At 65.3% G+C, this 15,676-nt stretch carries 8 protein-coding genes and 5 pseudogenes; 4 read left to right on the top strand and 9 right to left on the bottom strand.

Going from position 1 to position 15,676, the window contains the following annotated elements; translation table 11 throughout:
* Positions 1–294: 294 nt before the first annotated feature.
* Positions 295–1,044, bottom strand: coding sequence for an NAD-dependent deacylase (locus H5T65_02310; protein MBC7258058.1), 750 nt, complete (start codon positions 1,042–1,044; stop codon positions 295–297).
* On the bottom strand, positions 1,044–1,760 hold the full coding sequence (gene nfi / locus H5T65_02305; GenBank protein MBC7258057.1) for a deoxyribonuclease V: 717 nt from the start codon (positions 1,758–1,760) through the stop codon (positions 1,044–1,046). Before nfi ends, H5T65_02310 begins: the two co-directional genes overlap by 1 nt.
* Positions 1,761–2,210: 450 nt before the next feature.
* On the opposite strand from nfi, the gene H5T65_02300 reads away from it, so the two are divergent.
* The 4 genes from H5T65_02300 to H5T65_02285 are packed head-to-tail and all read left to right on the top strand — an operon-like array spanning position 2,211 to position 5,139.
* Positions 2,211–2,525: a helix-turn-helix transcriptional regulator gene (locus tag H5T65_02300; protein MBC7258056.1), complete on the top strand. Its 315-nt coding sequence runs from the start codon at positions 2,211–2,213 to the stop codon at positions 2,523–2,525.
* A gap of 6 nt (positions 2,526–2,531) precedes the next feature.
* A complete protein-coding gene (locus tag H5T65_02295) occupies positions 2,532–3,407 on the top strand; it encodes a hypothetical protein (protein ID MBC7258055.1) in 876 nt (291 codons plus the stop codon).
* A complete protein-coding gene (locus tag H5T65_02290) occupies positions 3,395–4,555 on the top strand; it encodes a glycosyltransferase family 4 protein (GenBank protein ID MBC7258054.1) in 1,161 nt (386 codons plus the stop codon). Before H5T65_02295 ends, H5T65_02290 begins: the two co-directional genes overlap by 13 nt.
* Positions 4,552–5,139 (top strand): CDP-alcohol phosphatidyltransferase family protein, encoded by a 588-nt coding sequence (locus H5T65_02285; protein ID MBC7258053.1) that lies wholly within the window; start codon positions 4,552–4,554, stop codon positions 5,137–5,139. Before H5T65_02290 ends, H5T65_02285 begins: the two co-directional genes overlap by 4 nt.
* A gap of 33 nt (positions 5,140–5,172) precedes the next feature.
* On the opposite strand, the gene H5T65_02280 is transcribed toward H5T65_02285, so the two are convergent.
* From H5T65_02280 to H5T65_02250, 7 genes and pseudogenes are all read right to left on the bottom strand, one after another.
* Positions 5,173–9,525, bottom strand: a complete 4,353-nt coding sequence (locus tag H5T65_02280; GenBank protein MBC7258052.1) for a DNRLRE domain-containing protein — start codon at positions 9,523–9,525, stop codon at positions 5,173–5,175.
* A gap of 61 nt (positions 9,526–9,586) precedes the next feature.
* On the bottom strand, positions 9,587–11,698 hold the full coding sequence (locus H5T65_02275) for a DNRLRE domain-containing protein (GenBank protein ID MBC7258051.1): 2,112 nt from the start codon (positions 11,696–11,698) through the stop codon (positions 9,587–9,589).
* A gap of 11 nt (positions 11,699–11,709) precedes the next feature.
* A pseudogene (locus H5T65_02270) lies at positions 11,710–11,809 on the bottom strand (laminin G).
* Between the two features lie 1,662 nt (positions 11,810–13,471).
* Positions 13,472–13,705: pseudogene (locus H5T65_02265) on the bottom strand (hypothetical protein).
* Between the two features lie 45 nt (positions 13,706–13,750).
* Positions 13,751–14,059 (bottom strand): annotated as a pseudogene (locus H5T65_02260) (hypothetical protein).
* 57 nt (positions 14,060–14,116) lie between these two features.
* Positions 14,117–14,425 (bottom strand): annotated as a pseudogene (locus tag H5T65_02255) (hypothetical protein).
* Positions 14,426–14,530: 105 nt separating this feature from the next.
* Positions 14,531–14,758, bottom strand: a pseudogene (locus H5T65_02250) (hypothetical protein).
* Positions 14,759–15,676: the final 918 nt, after the last annotated feature.

The following is a 15,676-nucleotide window of genomic DNA, read 5'->3' as shown; positions in this document are numbered from 1 at the left end:
CAATTTGCCCTACGATGGCCGCCGAGAGAGCAGCGCCAACCGAATGTGCGACCTCCCGATGGGCCTCCTGGCGCTATGTTACCACATCGTGCGTTCTTATGAAAAAGCGAGCGTGAGTAACTGAATGTCGTCGCCGAGGCGCAGTTGGGTTCACCGGAGGGCGCACCGAGGACGCAGAGAAAGGCCTGATACTCTCTGCGGTCTTCGCGCTCTTCGCGGTGAATGCGCTTTGTAAAGGCGCGAAGGCACTCGTTGTGAATCTCCGCGCGTTCCCCGTCTCGGCGGGAACAGTTCTCATCCCGCGCACAGGTCGGCGATCTGTGGCAGGGCGATGGCCACGTCGTCGTGGATGACCACGTCGGCCAGCGGGTCGGCGGGCGTGGGCTGAAGGTTCACGACGATGAGGCGCGCGCCGTGCTGCCTGGCGACGAATGGCAGGTCGGCCGCGGGGTAAACCTCCAGCGAACTGCCCGCGATGAGCATGACGTCGCAGGATCGCGCCTCGGCGTCGGCTTCCATAAACACGTCCACCGGCAACATTTCGCCGAACAGCACTACATCGGGCTTGATGGCGCCTCCGCACTCGCAGGTGGGAAGCCAGTCTTCTTCCAGGAAGCGGCGCACCAGCGGGGCAGCATCCACCGTGCGCCCGCAACGGATGCACGTCGCCGTCCGCAGGTGGCCGTGAAGTTCCAGGACGCGCCGCGAGCCGGCTTTGGTGTGCAGGTCGTCAATATTCTGGGTGATGACAGCCTTGAGAATGCCCTGGGCCTCCAGTTGCGCCAGGGCATAGTGGGCGGGATTGGGCCTGGCCTCTGCGGTCTGTCGCGCCAGCGGGCGAATCCAGTCGTAGAAGAGGCGCGGGTTGGCGCGAAAGGACTGGATGGACGCCACCACCATGGGGTCATACTTCTCCCACAGGCCGCTTTCGGGGCTGCGGAAGTCGGGGATGCCCGACGGGGTGCTGTGGCCCGCGCCGGTCAGCGCGACGGCGTGCTTTGCGGCGCGCAGGATGTCGGCAGCCTTGCGTATGGCGGCGCTCATCACGGTTCCACCTTCTTGCGATCCCAGCCGCGCTTCCGAATCAGGGCGCGGAATTCGGCCTCGCCCACGGCGGCCAGGGTATGCGCCAGCCGCGTGGGTTCGGGCAGGCGGTAGCGCGGGGCGCAGTCCAGGGCGAGGCGGAGCGCGCTGTCCAGGTCGGTGCGATGGCCGGGTGAGACGTACACGGGCTTGACACCCTGGCGCGTGCGGAGCGCCGCGCCGATGGTCTCGCCGTGGTCGTCCAGCGGTTGCCACTCGCCGCGTTGGTTGCCCACGGGGGCATGAACGCCCCACAGGCGCGATTTGGCGCAGCCAACGGTGGGGTGATCCAGCAGGATGCCCAGGTGCGTCGCGATGCCCATGCGGCGCGGGTGGGCGATGCCCTGTCCGTCGCAGATGAGCACATCGGGCAGGGCGTCCAGGTTGCGCAGCGCCTCCAGCGCCACGGGAATCTCGCGGTACGCCAGCAGGCCGGGGATGTAGGGGAACGAGACCGGCGCGCGGGCCAGGCTCCACGCCAGGACGCGGAGCGCAGGGTAGGACAGGACGACGACGGTGGCACAGGCGATTCCATTGCGGATTCCCACGTCTATGCCGCCGACCGTCGCCGGTGGGTGTGGAAGCGGGCACAGAATGGCTTTGCTCGCCAGTCGCCGCTGTTCCTCCGCGGCTTGCTGCGGAGTGTACAGCGCGAAGTCCACGGCGGGTATCTGCATGGCGAACCCTCCGCGGATACTGTACCACAAACCTGGGGCGGGTGCAAGTGGGCGGTTCGGTGGTCGTGTATACTATTCGGTGGAAATCGGTCAGACCGATGAGCGGCAGCATGAAATGCATAGAGCGTAGGGCAGGTTTCCATACCGGCCCTACGCCTTCCGGCGGCTATGGAAAGCCGCCCTACGTGTCTACCCTTCACCCCATGTCCTCTCCCCGTACCAGACGGAGGCGGCTTTCGCCACATGGCGAACAGCGATGGAATGCATGACTTCACCTAACCCGGCCGGGGTGGGGATAGGTGAGGTGAGTCCTGCGCGGCAACTGCACGATGCCCGGTCATTCTCGCGCCAGAACCCCAATGCGTCTCGGGCGACCGCCGCTTTGACAAATCCGCGAAACGGGTGTAATGTATAAACGCTCCTTTATGAATTTTTCCCTGCAGGTGCGAGGTGCTCCAGTCGGATTGCCATGCGTTAGCCGAATACTTCCGGGCCCTGGCCGATGGGCTGCGCCTGCGGATGCTGATGCTGCTCGCCGACAGGGGCGAGTTGAACGTGTCGGGCCTGGCCAGGATGCTGAGGGTGAGCCAGCCGTTGGTGTCGTGGCATCTGCGGCTGCTGACGCGGGCGGGGCTGGTGCAGGTTCGCAAGGTCGGACGCGAGGTGTACTGTTCGCTCAGCCCCGATGCGCTTCGCCTGCATATCGCGAATGTGTCTCATGTCCTGTCGCCCAGCAACGATACTCACGACGAAACCAGGGGTTAGGATTTCGTGAAGCCGACCATGTGGACGTACTATCTGTACAGGGTGGCGGGGTTCCTGGTGCCGCGGGTGCCCATCCGCGTGGGGCATTGGCTCGTGGATCGCATCGCCGACGTGGTGGCGTATCTCCGCCCCAGGGAGCGGGCCATCGTCCGGGGCAACATCCGGCAGGTCATGGGCGGCGACCCGGACGAGAAGGAACTGGATCGGATGGCCCGCATGACCTACCGGTGCAGCCTGAAGAACTACTTTGACCTGTTCTGGATGGCGGCGCGCCCCGTGGAACAGGTGCGCGAACGGGTGGTCACCGAGGACTGGGGACACCTGGAGGATGCGTTTGCCATGGGGCGCGGGGTGATCATCGTCTCGCTCCACTACGGCAACCCCGAACTGGCCGTCCAGATGGTGCCGCTGGCCGGCAAGCCGTGCTACGCTCCGGCCGAGCACGTGCAGCCGGAGCCGCTGTTCCAGTACCTGTGCCGGTTGCGCTCGGCGAAGGGGCTGCACCTCCTGCCGGTGGATGGCCCGTTGACGGAAATCATGCGGGCGCTGCGGCGCGGCGACGGGGTGGGCCTGGCGCTGGATCGCGATGCGACGGACAGCGGGCGTGTGGTGGAGTTCTTCGGCAGGCCCGCGCGCCTACCTGACGGGTTTGCGTTGCTGGCCCTGCGGACGGGAGCGCCGGTGCTTCCCGTTCTCGTCTGGCGGCTGCCCGGTGCGCGATACGTGTTGCGCGCGTATCCGCCGATGGTCTTCCCCGTGGTGAAGCAGCCCGACGACGCGACGGTGCAACAGACCATGCGCCAGGTGCTATCGGTGGTGGAACGCGAGATGCGGAGAGACCCTTCCCAGTGGGTGGTGTTCAGAAAAATATGGAACGACTGACGATTGCCATGGTAGCGCCGTATGAGTATCCCTACCCGGGCGGCGTAACGGAGCACATCCGCCATCTGAGCGCGACGCTGCGCAAGAAGGGCCACGAGGTGCACATCGTGGCCCCGTGCCCGGAAGATGCCGAACTGCCCGAGCACGTCATCGCAGCCACCAAGCACATTGTATCGTTCCCGTTTGCCGGCTCCCAGGCGCGCATCTCGCTGTCGCCCAGGGTGTACAATCGCGCCAAGGATATTCTGGAGAGCCATCGGTTTGATGTGGTCCACTTGCAGGAACCCCTCACGCCGACGCTCCCCTGGGCCATGTTGTACCATTCCACTGCCGTCAACGTCGGGACATTCCATGCCTATCGGGAGACCAGTTTCACCTACTCGGCGTGGAAAGTGGTCCTGGAGCGGCTCATGGAGCGCCTGGACGGGCGGATTGCGGTGTCCGAGGCGGCGCGGGACTACGTGGCGGCATACTTTCCGGGCGAGTACCGCGTGATTCCCAACGGTATTGACGTGGAAGCCTTCTCGGATCCGAACGTGGAGCCGATTGAGCGGTTCAACGACGGCAAGCCGAATATTCTGTTCCTGGGCCGCCTGGAGAAACGCAAGGGCTTTCGCTATCTTCTCAGGGCCTTTGAAATCCTGAAGGCGCGCGTGCCCGATGCCAGGCTCATCGTGGCAGGGGCGTTTGACAAGGAGAGCAAGGATCCGTATGTGCGTTATGTGCGCGAGCGGGGCATCCGGGATGTGCGCTTCGTGGGGTATGTGCCCGCGGGTGCGTTGCCCCGCTACTACCGGACGTGCACGGTGTACTGCGCGCCGTCTACCGGCTCGGAGAGTTTCGGCATCGTGCTGCTGGAGGCGATGGCGTCGGGGCGGCCCGTGGTTGCGAGCGATATCCCGGGGTATCGCTCGGTGTTGCAGAATGGCGTGCAGGGGCTTCTTGTGCCGCCGGAGGATGAGGAGGCGTTGGCTGCCGCGTTGGAGCGGATTCTCCTGAATCCGGAGATGGCCCGCGCGATGGGGGAGGCGGGGCTTCGGCGCGCCCGCGAATTCAGTTGGGACACGGTGGCGGACAGGGTGCTGGAGTACTACGCGGAATTGCTAGACAAACGGCGCAGAAGAGGGGGGCTGAACGAGTCTTTATGATTGGCGAACGCTTGCGGAAATGGACGTATGGGATTGTGAATCCGGTGGCCCAGGCCATCGCGCGGACGGGCATATCGCCCAACGCGCTGACGCTGACGGGCTTTGTGATGCACATAGGGATCGCCTACGTGCTGTCGCAGGGTTGGTTCTTCTGGGGCGCGCTGCTCATCGTATTCGCGGGCATTTTTGACGCTCTAGACGGCGCGGTCGCCAGGGCCGCAAACCGCGTGAGCCGCTTCGGGGCTTTCCTGGATTCCAACCTGGACCGGTTCTCCGAGGCGCTGATGTACTTCGGGCTGCTGCTGTACTACATTCGCTACGGCACGACGCTGCACACGATCCTCATTTACGCGGCCATCATCGGATCGCTCATGGTCAGTTATGCGCGGGCGCGGGCCGAGGGGATCGGCGTGGAATGCAAGGAAGGCATGCTGACGCGTTTTGAGCGCATTGCTATCCTCGTATTGGCACTCCTGCTGGACGTGGTGCCCCTGGCGCTGTGGGTTCTGGCCATTCTGACGAACGTGACGGCCTTCCAGCGCATGTATTTTGTCTGGCGCAAGACCGAGGAGAAGCGCGACTAGCCTCGCGGGATTGGGGCGCCTGGGCGGGGGCGCTCAGTATCGGCGCAGCGCCACGGGCAGGTAGCGCGCGAATGGCGCGTGGGCGGTAACGGCGCGCATCCCCATGTTGTTGGCCTCGTTGGACTCGCCGATAGCGCCAGCGCTGTCGGCCACTACGTACACCTCGCGAGCCTGGCCGGGGATGCCGGGCGCGGTGAGCCAGGACGCTTCTGCGATGACAGGCGCGGCGTCGTAGCGGGCAGCTGCGCCTGCTACCAGCACCTGGGCCTTGAGCACGCCGCCGCTTTGCGGGTTGCCCTCGTAGAAGGCAACGATGAAAGGCCCTGTGGCCTGCGTCCCCAGGTTCAGGATTTCGGCACGGGCTGTGAGCGTGAGAGGCGTGGATTGCAGCACGTTGGGCGTGAGCACCACCGACCGAACGGCCAGATCAGTGAATGGCCATTGCAGCGGGGCGGTGTACTGGGCGAAGTGCTCGCCGAACTGCGTAATCTGCGAAGGGTCGTCGTGACGAAACAGGCCGCCATTGAAGTTGTCCGGCGAGTCGTTCAGGCTATACCAGAGCCAGCGCTGGACGAGGCGGTTGCCGTCAGCAGGGTAGCCAACGTTTGCGTCCACAGCCGTGCGCAGGAAGTCAAAAGTCTCGGTCATGAAATGCTTCACTATCAGGTCGCCTTCTTCTACGGTCGGGGCCAGGTAGTCCGACGGCATCAGCACCCCGTACTCGGAGATGATGAGCGGTTTGTCGCGCTCGCCGCGGGCGTTCATCCACTGGCGGAACTCGCGCACCAGTTGGCGGAAGATGGCCGGGTCGGCGTTGTCTTCAATCTCGTACAAGCGCCCCTGGGTTACGCCCGTCAGGCCCACGGGAACGCCCGCGCCCCAGCAGTCGGGACAGCCCGGCCACGGGCCTTTCTCGCGCAGGATTTGCACGTGGATGTTCCACACGTCCACCGGCATTTTCTGGCCGTACAGCGCCTGATACTCCGCCATCACCTGGTCCAGCCACTGAAGCCGCAGCGGGGTCGGCTCAATGACGCCACCGATGGCGACCTGGGCCGTGTGGTCGCGGGCCTTGATGAAGCGGTAGAGCGTGCCGTAGATGAGCGCATATTCGGCGGGCGTGCGGTTGCCCTGCCACACGCCTTCCGGCTCGTTGCCGATGATCCAGAGCGCGCCCGGGTTGGCGGCGATGGCCTGGGCCAGGCGGTTCCAGTCCGGCGGGTACTTGTCGTGGTGCACCGAGACGACGTGGACGTAGTCCAGGTTGGCGGGATGCGGCGGGTTGACGCTGTAGGACCAGTCGGAGTACCAGCCGATGTGCAACCGCGCCACGTCGTAGTCGGTGATGCGCCCGTACACGGGGTTGACGCCGACGCCAAAGCGGTCGGCCTCGGAGCCGTAGAGGGCCTGCGCCCCGGCCAGTTCGGGGAGGCTCTGCGCTTTGGCCTGTGAGCGGGCCGGGCTTTCCGCGCCGCGCCAGATGAGGGGCAGGATGAGCCGATAGGACGGTCGCGGCGTAAGGGTGGGCGTTGCCGTCGGCGTGGCGGTGGGTGTTTCGGTTGACGTGGGAGTTGGGGTCTCGGTCGGCGTCCACGTGGGTGTGGGGGTTGGGGTCTCGGTGGGTGTGAGCGACGGAGTGGCGGTCGGTGTGGGCGTGGGAACAGGTCCCACATCCACGATGGTGAGGCCCGCTGCGCCGTCGGCCACGTAGGCCAGGTCGTTCTCCACATCAATGCCCCAGGCCTGGCCGGGCGTGTCGGCTTCGCCCAGGAGGACCGGACTGGCGGGCTCGGTTACGTCCAACACGACGATGCCCCCGTCATAAGCGGCCAGGTAGGCGCGGTTGCCGGCGACGCGGACTCCCAGTACAGGCGTGCTCGGACGGTAGGAGCCAACCACGCGGAGCGCGTTGGGGGTGGAGACATCCACGATTTGCAGGCCGCCTTCTTTGGACGGGATTTCGCCGCTGCCGCCGCACGCCACATAGGCCAGGTTGCCTATCTTCTGCACGGCGTAGGGGTAGCCCGGAAGTGGGATGCTGCCTTCGTAGCGCGGCGAGTACGGGTTCTTGACGTTGATGACGAAGAGGCCCTGCCGCGCGGCCACATAGGCATAGGAGCCATCCGTGTCCACCGCCTCGGTGAAGAAGTTGCTCATGTTGAACGTTTTGATGAGCGTAGGGCTGCGCGGGTTGGTGATGTTGACGATTTGCAGGCCGCTGTACTCGTCGGCGATGTAGGCGGTGTTGCCGTAGGCGGCCACGCCCTTGGCCGACCCGCTGGTGAGGAATCGGGTTACGAAGGCGGCGCTGTCGGGGTCCGTGATGTCGTAGATGCGCATGCCCCCCGTGCGCTCACCGGTGAGCGCCAGGTTCCCCAGCAGGAAGACGCTGTGGGCGATGCCGCCCGCGGTGGTTTTGGGGTCCTTCGGCAGCAGGACGGGTGATGCGGGAATGCGCGCATCCACCACGCGCATGTTGCCCAGCGACCCGTTGGCGATGAAGGCGTAGCCGCCCCTGGCGCGCACGTTGTAGGCGAACCCTTCGGTGCTCGTCGTGGACAGGACGCGCATTTTGAGCGGCCAGGCGTATTCGGGCGTGGCCGTGGGCGGCGCCGGCGTGGGGGCATTGTCGGGCAGCACGTAGGACACGATCAGTTGGGGCCGCTTGTCGGGTTCGCCCTCACGCGACACGAATTGGTATTCCACCGATGAGCCGCCGCTTGGTTTGACCAAGACGCCGTCGTTCTTGTCCGGGTTGTTGACCCAGTATTGGGCCAGCGTTTTGCCGTTCATGGTGTACCAACGGTCCACGCTTTGCACCCAGCAGCGGACGGTCGCCAGCGTCCCCTCGCGGTCGTGGGGCACGCCGTTGGCACCAGGGACGGCCCACAGCGCGTCTGCGGTGGCGCGGTCCCAGGTGGCCTGTCGCTCGTCCCACGGGCGGTTCAGGCGGTACAGGTCCAGGCACAGCCAGGCTGTATTGCTCTGGCTCAGGCTGTAGAGCCGAAGTTCCGCCGTGATAACCGTGGCGTAGGTTGGAATGGACGAGAGGTCAAAGCGGATGGGCGCGGCCTTGACGCTGGGCAGGTCCCGCTTGGTGCGCACGCGGAGGGTGTGGTCTTCGCCAAAGTTGTCGTACCACTGCTCGGCGCTGAGGGTGGTGTCGGCGACGGGGTAGAAGGTGCGCGTGTACAGCGTGGGCAGGGGCGTGGGCGTCGGCGTGATGTTGGGCGCGGGCAAGATGGCGGTAAAGTCGTCCGGTTCCGCTGCCAGCAGCGACACGCCAATAGCGGCTCTGGTAACCAGGTACTCGTACACTTCCTGGGCAGGCGCGACCCAGACCTCGTCGGTGCCGCCCGCGCCATAATGGTAGTAGAGATAGTCCGTGCCGATTTCCACCGCGTTGCAGATGGGGTCCAGGCCCGCCTCGTCGTGAACGTGATGGGTCAGCCACAGGGGTGTGCCGCCGTTCGCCAGGGCGCGCTGGTGGGCGTCGTCGTAGTGCCATTCCTCAATGCGGTCGCGGCCGGTGGTCCAGAAGTAGTCCGTCGTGAGGAAGGTCGGCGGGTCCACGTAGTTGATACGCCAGCCCAGGTGCTGCACCAGGTACAGGCCCAGCGTGCCGCGGTTGGCCCGAATCACCGGCGCGAACTGGGGCTCGGTGAACGGCGACGTAAAAATCCGCGGCTGGAATCCGTCCAGGGTATCGCTGATGACGGCGTTGTTCCATTGCACGTCGGCCACAAGAGCCGCCTCGTTGGGATAGTCGGCGAAGTATTTGTGGCTGTAGGTGTGGTTGGTTACGCCCCAACCCGCGGCGAAGAGCGCCTGCAATTCCTCTGGGTTGAGGTAGCGCACTCCGTTCACCGTCTTGCCCAGGTTGGTGCCGATGACGGCCACGGAGCCGCGATAGTTGTAGCGGCCCAGGATGGCGAGCAGATGCTCATAGGCGGATGCGTAGCCGTCGTCGGCGGTGATGCTGTAGGCCCAGAGTTTGTCGTGCATGAGCGGGGCCGTGGAGACCGCGCCGAAATCGGCGGGCACGGCATCGGCGGCAAGGCGGACCGTGAGCGTCGGGGCGTCGGTGGTGATGATCGCCACGCCGGAGATGGGGTCGTACACGTGGGAGACGGCTCCCGCGGCTGTTTCGGCGGACAGGGCGGTTACGCTCTCGCCCACGCGGATGCGCAAGGTGATGTCGCGATGGGTTACCCAGTCGGGCACGCCGCTGTAGTCCAGTTGGTAAGACAAGCGCCACGCGCCGCTCTCTGCCGCCGTGGACGCCGCCAGGGATGCGCCGACGAAAAGGGCGAGCAGGCCCATGGCCGCAGCGGCGATGGCAGCGGATAGCCAGCGATGGGGTTGCCTGCGTAGATGCGCGCTCAAAGTCCGTGTTCTCCTTCGCAAATGGCCTCCGATTCTTCCTGTGGCAGGGGTGCGTCGCTCATCATTGTCCGCGGGCCACGTGTGGCAGCCACAACCGCGCCCTCGGCGTGTTGTGTGGCGTGGCCGTCGCCGTGGTGGTCGGTGTAGCGGTCGCCGTCGCCGTGGCGGTCGGTGTGGGCGTGGGCGTCATCGCGACGGTGGCCGTTGGCGTCGGGGTTGGAGATGATCCGCCCGCCGGATAGTCGGCGAAGTTGATGACGAACATCCAGTTGGGTATCACGGTGATGCGGAACACGTTGGCCGTGGACGTGTACCCGGGCGGGTCGGTCTCGGTTACGTAGTAGGTGCCCGGATCCAGGTACGGGAACGAGTAGCGCCCGCTGGACTGGGTCAGGCGGGTGGCAATCTGCACGCCAGCGTCGGTGCGCAGGGTGATGAGCGCGCCGGCCAACGGGGGCTCGCCCCACTGATACAAGCCGTCGGCGTTCAGGTCGTGGAACACGATGCCCTCAATTCCGCCCCAGGGCGGGGTGGCCGTGGGCGTGGCGGTCGGCGTGGGGGTGTGTTTCGGCGTGGAGGTGGGCGTTGCCGTGGGCGTGGGCGTCGGCGTCGTGAGCGTGTAGCGGATCACCAGTTTGGGATGCCACGCCTGGGTGGGGTGCTGGGCGGCCGCGATGGTGTACTCGGTGCTGGTGGAGCCTCCGCCGCGCAGGATGAGGCCGTGATTCTGCGACGGCTCGGCGAGCCAGTCGCGCACCAGCGACGTTACGTCCCACGAATACCAGTACCCGACGGCCCCGTGCACGGTCTGCGTGTACACGGCGGTGTCGGCGCGGTCGGTGCCCACGTCGCCACACCCTGGGACGCTCCACCGGTCGTTGGCCCGCGCCAGAATCCACGTGGCTTCGTTCTCGGCCCAGGGCCGCAGGAGTTTGTACGCGCCTACGTCCAGGGCGTGGACCGTGCCGTCGGTTACGTACAGGTCCAGGTGGGCGCCTGTTACATTGGCCCCCGCCGGAACAGGCGAGAGGTCAAACTTCAGGAGCGGCTGACGCACGTCGCCCGTGCGGACCTTCATGGTCCACTCCTGGCCATAGTTGTTGGTTTCGTTCCAACCCGAGATGTAGGTGTCCCACATCTGCGTGTAGCCGTCCTTGCCGTACTGCAGGACGATTTCGGATTCGCCCGGCGGGAGGGGCGGCGTGGGCGTGTAGGTGGGCTTGGCCGTGGCGACCGGCGTGGGCGTGGCGGCGAGGACGGTAACGGAGCCGGATGGCGTGTACAGGGCGAATCCCGTTGTGCAGTCAGGCCCTGTGGCTTTGATGGGCTCTCCCCCAGAGAGGGCAGTGAATTGCTGCGTACTGGTGCCGGGCGTCAGGGCCTTGAAGTTCAGGTCGATCAGCGAGAAGTCGTTGGTCACGGGCGTCTCCAACGTGCCCATGACAAACTGAACATAGTTGCTGCCAATCTGCAATCCGCTGCCGCCTAGGAAGTCCAACGGCCCCGAATCTGTCACTGAGACGAGTTGAAGGATAATCGGGTCGAACGTGATCCTGGCCTGGACGCCGGATATACCCTGATGCGCGACCGGGTTTACGCGCACCTTGATCGTAAAAGACTCATTAAGTAGAACAGTCTTGGAACTCGGCGAGAAATAGAGATTCACCTGATCGGAGCATGTGGCTTCTGGCGCGGAAGCCTTCGGTGTCATCCGGACCGCCACAGGCGTCACTGCCGCACCGGATTGAAGGATGTTCATTGCCAGCAACGAGAAGTCACTGACATCCGTCGTTCCATCTTCATTGAAGTCCGTCGTGTTGATGAAGCCCGTGTCTCCTCGCCTCTTGAGCAACGACATTGCCAGAAGCGAGAAGTCAGTGACATCAACCACGTTATCCTGACTCGCGTCGCCTTCCTTCAGCGTCCCCAGGTTCACGGAGTTGATGCCCGAAGCGAGGACTACATTGCCAATGCGATTCCACAAGGTGTGCCAGTTGCGCACGGCCACGTCGTAGGTTCCCGGCTGCAGGTTCTCCATCAGGAAGTTGCCGCTCTCGTCGGTGTCCAGGTGGGCCTGGTAGGCGGGGATGGGGTCGCCCGGCAGGTGCACCGTAACGTGTACCGGCACGGCCCAGCGCGGGTCGGGCGGGGTGGGGCGGCCCTGCAGGGCCACATGGCCCAGGATGTGGGCGTCGCCGGTGGGCATGGGGGTGCGGGTGGACGTGGGCGTGCGGGTGGGCGTGGGCGTGTAGACCGACGTGTGGGTGGGCGTCGGCGTGGGGGTGTAGCACGGGTTGGGGATGTCGGGCGAGAGGTTGGGGTTGTCCGACACGACGATGGCATCTACCCGCGCGCCGATTTCCTTTTGCCGCACCATGATGCGGTGCCAGCCGGTGGTGAGGTTGAACCGCACGGGGTTGGAGCCACCCAGCCGTTCCCACCGCCATGAGCCGGGAGTGAACTCCATGCTGTATTCCAGCCCCTCGTCCACCGAGACCCAGAACGAGTTGCTGTTGGTGTTGGGGCCGTATACTCGCAGCCAGACGTAGTAGCCCGAAGCCGTCGGCACGTTGACCGATACCCTCACGTTGCCGCCCGCGCTGTTGGGGGGCGTGTCCACGTAGGCGCAGTTGGACGCGGCGGTCTGGCCGGATACGATGCGCATGTCACCCGACAGGGAGCCGCCCTCGGCCTCGCGGTAGATGGTCTTGGGGCCGGGGGTGCCCGCCGGCGTGGGCGTGGCGCGCCAGGGGTCCGACGTGAAATTGCGGTAGTTGATGCCGTAGCGGGTGATAACGCCCGGATATTGCACGACGGTGTAATCAAACAGGGAGCCGTTCCACTTCCACGGCGGCGAGTTGAGGCTGAACCAGAGCCACCGCTGCACGAGGCGGTTGCCGTCGGCGGGATAGCCGATGTCCGGGTCGGTGGCGTAGAGCAGGTAGCGGAACGTGGCACTCATGAAGTCATTGACGCGGTCCACGGTGAAGCCGCGGTCTTCGGTGAACAGCACGCCGTACTCGGAGATGATGAGCGGCTTGTTGCGCTGGCCGTGGTCGCGCATCCACGTCCGCATGTTGCGCACGTGCTGGATGAACAGGGACAGGCTGTCGTTCTGCTCGGCCTCGTAGAGGGCGCCGACGGTGCCGGGCGGGAATCCGGGCGGGATGCCTGCGCCCCAGTCGCCTTCTTTCTCGCGCGCGATCTGGTTGTGCATGTTCCACACGTCCACGGGCATGTCGGTGCCGTAGTATTCTCGGTACTTGTCCCAGATCATGTCCAGGTACTGCAGGCGCAGGGGCGTGCCTTCCACGATAGCGCCATTGGCCACCAGGGCCGTGGGGTCGCGGCTCTTGATGAAGGTGTAGAACTCGTGATAGAGGACGGCGTATTCATCGGGGTAGCGGTTGTTGCAGTCGGGCCACTTGCAGTCGGGTTCGTTGCCGATGAGCCAGACGGATCCAGGGTTGGCGGCGATGGCCGATTCTAGGTTCGCCCAGCCGGTATAGGTAACGACCTTGGTCGGGGTGTACACCTGCACCACGTCCGAGCGGACGTTGATGAGTTGGAAGTATTCCAGCCCGCCGGGCCGCGGTGGCGATACGCGGTAACTCCAATCCGAATACCACCCTGCGCCCAGTTGGGTTACGTCGTAGTCGCCGATCTGACCGATGCTGGTGTCAATGCCGAAGCCGAAGCGGAAGCGCGGGTTGGGCGTGGGCGTGAAGGTGGGCGTGGGTGTGCGGGTAGCGGTGTGGGTTTTGGTGGGCGTGGGCGAGCCGCGGGTGTTGGTGGGCGTGGGCGATCCTGTGTTGGTGGGCGTGCGGGTGGGGGTGGGCGTCGGGGTTGGCGTGGGCGGGGCGAGTTGGATCACCACCACTCCCGCGGATTCGGCGGCGGCGTACACGTAGCCGTCCTTGTGGAAGATGCCCCAGACGTTGCCGGGCGTGCTCACGGAGGCCACAAGCACGGGCGCGGCGGGGTTGGTTACGTCATAGACCTTCACCCCCGCCGGGCCGTCGCCGACAAACACGTAGTTCCCCTCGGCGTACACGGCCTGGGCCGCGCCGTCGGTGTCCACCGTGGTTACGTGCACCGGGGCGCTGCGGTTGGCGATGTTGACGACGCGCAAGCCGGCGGCGTCTCCCGCGAGATAGGCGTAGTTGCCGTTGACCCACACATCCCATTGGTAGCCCACCGGGTCAAAGGCCAGGGTGGATAGCACCTGTGGGTTGGTGGGGTTGGAGACGTTGACGATACGAAGCCCACATGTGCCGCCCGCGACGTAGGCGTAGGTTCCGTCGGACCAGACCCGCTCGGCGAAGTCGCACCCCCCTGATGCCGTGCCCACGATGGTGTAGGGGGCGGTGGCCCGCACCACATGCATCCCTTCCCATTCGTCGGCGATGTAGGCATAGGAGCCCACCGCATCCGCGCCCTTCACGAAGGCATTGGTCTTCATGATTTCCAGTTGGTACGGGCTGGCGGGGTTCGTGATGTCGTAGATGTGGAGCCAGCCGTACTTCTCGGCCATGAAGAGTTTGTTGCCCAGCAGGGCCACGTCGTGGGCTTCGCCGGAGCCTTCGCCCGCGCGCCCCGCGAAGGTAGGGCTGATGGGGTTGGACACGTTTAGCACGGTGAGGTGCGCCAGCCCGTCGGCCACGTAGGCGTAGTTGCCCGCCACTTCCACGTCGTAGGCTTTGTCCAGCACGGGGACGGTGGCGACGACCGTTGCCGCCACGGAGAGGTCCGCGCGGACCGGCGCGCTGCCCTGGGAGGCAAGGGCCCTGGCGCTGGAGATGACCGGCGTGCGGCGGGCGTCGGGCAGGCTGATGTCGGCAAGACGGGCGTCCCGCGGGGCGAGGTTGGGGGCGATGTTCGCGCCGCTCGCGTTGCGCATGATGAAGGGAAGATAGCGGTTGCTCTGTCGCAGCAGGGCGTTGGCGAAGTTGACGAGATAGGTCTCATCGGCGGTTACCGCGCCGAACCAGGGCGCGGATATGTCCTGCCAGCCCGTGGGGGCCGTGGTCTGCACCACCTGGTACACGCCCGGATACAGCGCCAGGAACTCGTAGTACCCGTCTGCGCGGGAAATCGCCGCGCTCAGTTCTGTTCCCTGCGCGCTGCGGAGGGAAATGCGCACCCCACCCAACGGCGGCTCGTAAGGCTCGCGCCGATCGTTGTGGTTGACGTCCCAGAACGCGAAGCCGAGAATCTGGCCGCGCCCGGGCATGGGGGTAGGAATCGGCGTTGGCGTGTTCGTAGGCGTGGGGGTGGCCGTGGGCGTGTTGGTGATGGTGGGCGTGGGCGTGGGCGTGGATGTGGCAGGGGCGGCGGTAACGATGACGTTGCCGTTGCGCACGATGGCAGAGTAGGAGAAGTACGGGGAGGGGCATGTGAAGCCCGGCCCGCTTACGCCGACGCTGGCGAATGTAAGCGCAGTGCCGGATGTAGCCGCCTTGCCCTTGAAGCGGACGGTGGCGATCTTGATGGACGACTTGTTTTCGTTGTTGCAGGGCGTCGTGTCTTCGGCGTTGTACTGGATCAGTCCCGTGCCATTGTTGGCGGAGTTCAGGTTGACTTTATTCAAGATTGCCGTGTTGGGCGTGATTTGACTCGTCGGGTTGCCCGCCGCATCCACGACCATGAGGTACCTGGGGTCAAAGGTCAACGTAAAGGCGATCTGTTGCGTATAGGCGCCCGGCCCCGCCGGGTCCACCCAGAACTCCAGGGTGAGCACCGACCCCACCTGCACGGCCCATTCGTAAGGGGGGCCGTTGAACCGCACTTGCGCGGGGATGGTCTGGCTGACGGGCGCGGAGGGCGGGCTGGCCCAAGTATTCTGCGCGCGCGCCAGCAGCGCGATGGCAACGACTGCAAGGGCAACGCATAGGGCTTTGAGGAGCAGGCGGCGGTCTTTGCCGACGGTGGAAGGTGGCTGATTGGTCATCCCGGATCTCCTGGCTTCAGGGTCATGATGATTGTATATGTGAAAGCGCCCTTTGGCAAACGGGCATTCCCGGAAAGGGTGCGGTGCGCACCACGAATTAAAACGCAGCATCGCACGGGCGGATGCGGGTTGCGGAAACGCGGGGTGCGCGGGCGGTCTGGGGCAGACACGCCTGGGCAGACACGTGGGTCTGGCCTGTCT

The organism is Chloroflexota bacterium (assembly GCA_014360805.1).
GTDB lineage: Bacteria > Chloroflexota > Anaerolineae > DTLA01 > DTLA01 > DTLA01.
Note: the sequence above shows the minus strand (reverse complement) of the source record. Positions and strands in the feature narration are given on the sequence as shown.